This is a genomic window from Pseudomonas sp. (genome assembly GCF_049590575.1).
Taxonomy (GTDB): domain Bacteria; phylum Pseudomonadota; class Gammaproteobacteria; order Pseudomonadales; family Pseudomonadaceae; genus Aquipseudomonas.
On record NZ_JBAWDE010000433.1, the window covers coordinates 1 to 3,025 of the forward strand.

Annotated in this window: 2 protein-coding genes and 1 pseudogene; 2 read left to right on the forward strand and 1 reads right to left on the reverse strand. The window is 62.2% G+C overall.

Going from position 1 to position 3,025, the window contains the following annotated elements; all coding sequences use genetic code 11:
* Positions 1 to 66 precede the first annotated feature (66 nt).
* Positions 67 to 528 (reverse strand): annotated as a pseudogene (locus tag WBR57_RS29875) (Lrp/AsnC family transcriptional regulator).
* Between the two features lie 161 nt (positions 529 to 689).
* Here WBR57_RS29875 and yedA point away from each other — a divergent pair.
* The gene (gene yedA, locus WBR57_RS29880) at positions 690 to 1,586 is read left to right on the forward strand and encodes a drug/metabolite exporter YedA (RefSeq protein ID WP_424089148.1); all 897 of its coding nucleotides are present in this window, start codon (positions 690 to 692) and stop codon (positions 1,584 to 1,586) included.
* 49 nt (positions 1,587 to 1,635) lie between these two features.
* Complete coding sequence (locus WBR57_RS29885; protein WP_424089150.1) at positions 1,636 to 2,970, forward strand: DEAD/DEAH box helicase; 1,335 nt, start codon at positions 1,636 to 1,638, stop codon at positions 2,968 to 2,970.
* Positions 2,971 to 3,025: the final 55 nt, after the last annotated feature.

Here is a 3,025-nt window from a genome sequence, read left to right on the forward strand (position 1 = left end):
GCCCGGCTCCCACAGGTGGAATGCATTTTAACTGTGGGAGCCGGGCTTGCCCGCGATGGCGGTAGATCAGCCACCATTTTTCCCATTGCCCGCCAACTGCCCCAATGGCACCCGCCGCTCTATCGCGCTCGACAATATGATCGAGGTTTTGCTGAACCCGAACTTCGCAATCCGGTTGATCAAGTTCTCCAGCTCCGGCATCGAGCCCACCGCCGCTTGCATGATGACGCACGGGTCGCCGGTCACCCGGTGGCATTCGGTCAGTTCAGGGATTTCGGCCAGGGCGTCGTAGACCTTTTGGCTGCCGTGGTTGGTCAGGCGCAGTTCGATCACACACTGGATCGGCAGGCCGACTTTGGACAGGTCGACCTAGGCCTGGTAGCCGGTGATCACGCCGCTGGCTTCGAGCTTGGCCACGCGTTCGGCCACGGCGGGGGCGGAGAGGTTTACCCTGCGGGCGAGTTGCGCGTAGGAGGCGCGGCCGTCTTCGAGCAGGGCGCTGAGGAGCATGCGGTCGTATTTGTCCATGATAAGGCTCCATTGGCACGTGGCTTTCGAAAGCATGGTTTATAGCCCTCAAAACCATGCTTTGAAAAGTGTATGGGCGGTTTAAACAGGTTTTGTAACTTATGTTCAGCGACCTGCCTTTTTAGAATAAGCCTCTCTTATATCTGCCGCAGAGCTGCCCAATGCCTGGCCCACGTCGCTTTCCCTTGCCGTTGATTGCCGCCTTTTTTGCGTTGTATGTGATTTGGGGGTCTACCTACCTGGTCATCCGCATCGGCGTGGAGTACTGGCCGCCGTTGCTGCTGGCGGGGATTCGATTCTGCACGGCGGGTGCGCTGATGTACGGCTACCTCAGATGGCGCGGGGTGCCAGCGCCAACGTGGCCACAATGGAAGGCCGCAGGGATGATCGGCATTTTGCTGCTCACCTTCGGTAATGGCGGCGTCACGTTGGCCGAACATGCGGGCGTGTCGTCTGGTGTGGCTGCCCTGGCGGTGGCGACCGTGCCATTGTTCACCCTGCTATGCGGGTATTTCTGGGGCGCGCGTAATACGCGGCTGGAGTGGGCCGGGGTGATCCTGGGGATTGTCGGCATCGCCATGCTCAACATGGGCAGCACCTTGCAATCGAGCCCGGTAGGCGCCGCGTTGCTATTGTTCGCGGCAGCATCGTGGGCATTCGGGTCCGTGTGGAGCCGGCAGTTGTCGCTACCCCAGGGCGCGATGGCCAGCGCTGCGGAGATGCTGGTGGCGGGCGTGACATTGTTGATCGGCAGCGCGCTCACCGGCGAGCACCTGCAGGCCATGCCGCCGCTGGAGGGTTGGCTGGCGTTGGCCTACCTGACGGTGTTCGGCTCGATCATCGCCTTCAATGCCTATATGTACCTGCTCAAGCACGTGCGCCCGGCGGCGGCGACCAGCTACGCCTACGTCAACCCGGCGGTCGCGGTGTTGTTGGGCATCGTGTTTATCGGCGAGACCATCGGCCTGGAAGAAGCCCTGGCGATGCTGGTGATTATCAGCGCGGTGCTGTTGATCAGCCTGCCCCAGTGGCGCAAGCCCAAGCCGGAAATAAGGTAAACTGCCGCGCATTACGCGCAGTGCGCTGAATTTTTCCTACGGTAAACACATGACTTTCGCCACACTTGGCCTGATCGAACCCTTGCTGCGCGCCCTTGAGACGCTTGGCTACCAGACCCCGACGCCGGTGCAGGCGCAAGCCATTCCGGCAGTGCTGGCCGGTCGCGACCTGATGGCCGCAGCCCAGACCGGCACCGGCAAGACCGCCGGTTTCGCCGTGCCGCTGCTGCAGTTGCTGACCACCGAAGGGCCGAAAGTCGCTGCCAACTCGGCACGCGCGCTGATCCTGTGCCCGACCCGCGAGCTGGCCGAGCAGGTTCACGCCAGCGTTGCTGAATACGCTCAACACCTGCCGCTGACCACTTACGCGGTGTACGGCGGCGTGAGTATCAACCCGCAGATGATGAAGCTGCGCAAAGGCGTCGACGTGCTGGTGGCCACGCCGGGCCGCCTGATCGACCTGTTCCGCCAGAACGCGCTGAAACTCAACCAGCTGCAGACCCTGGTGCTGGATGAAGCCGACCGCATGCTCGACCTGGGCTTTTCCGAAGAGCTGGCGAACATCTACCGCATGCTGCCGAAAAAGCGTCAGACCCTGTTGTTCTCCGCGACCTTCTCCGATGAGATCCGCCAGCTCGCCGGGCAGATGCTCAACGACCCGCTGACCGTCGAAGTCAGCCCGCGCAACGTCGCCGCCAACACCGTGAAGCAATGGGTGGTGCCGGTGGACAAAAAGCGCAAGCCCGAGCTGTTTGTGCACCTGATGCGCAAAGGCCGCTGGAAGCAGGTGCTGGTGTTTGCCAAAACCCGTAACGGCGTGGATGCGCTGGTGGATAAGTTGCAAGGCCTGGGCATTAATGCCGACGGCATCCATGGCGACAAACCCCAGGCGACCCGCCAGCGCGCGCTGGACCGTTTCAAATCCAGCGAAGTGCAGATCCTGGTGGCCACCGATGTGGCGGCGCGTGGTTTGGACATCGAAGACCTGCCGCTGGTGGTCAACTTTGACCTGCCGATCGTGGCCGAAGACTACATCCACCGCATCGGCCGTACCGGGCGCGCGGGCAACACCGGTGAGGCCATTTCCCTGGTGTGTGCCGATGAAGTGAACATGCTGTCGGCCATCGAGATGCTCACGCGTCAGACCCTGACCCGCAAAATGGAGCCGGACTTCGAACCGGAGCACCGCGTGCCGGACACCGATGCCAGCGGGCAGGTGGTGAAGAAGCCGAAAAAGCCGAAGAAACCCAAGACATCCGGTAGCGGCGGCAAGCGCAACCTGGGCAAGTGGGTGGACAGTGGCGAAGTCGCGCCGGCGGAACCGTCGATCAAGCCGGTGCGCAAGGTGCCGGTGTTTAACACCGGCCCGCGCAAGAAGAAGTAAGTTGAGGTGCTGCTGAGGGCCTCATCGGGGGCAAGCCCCCTCCCACATTTTGATT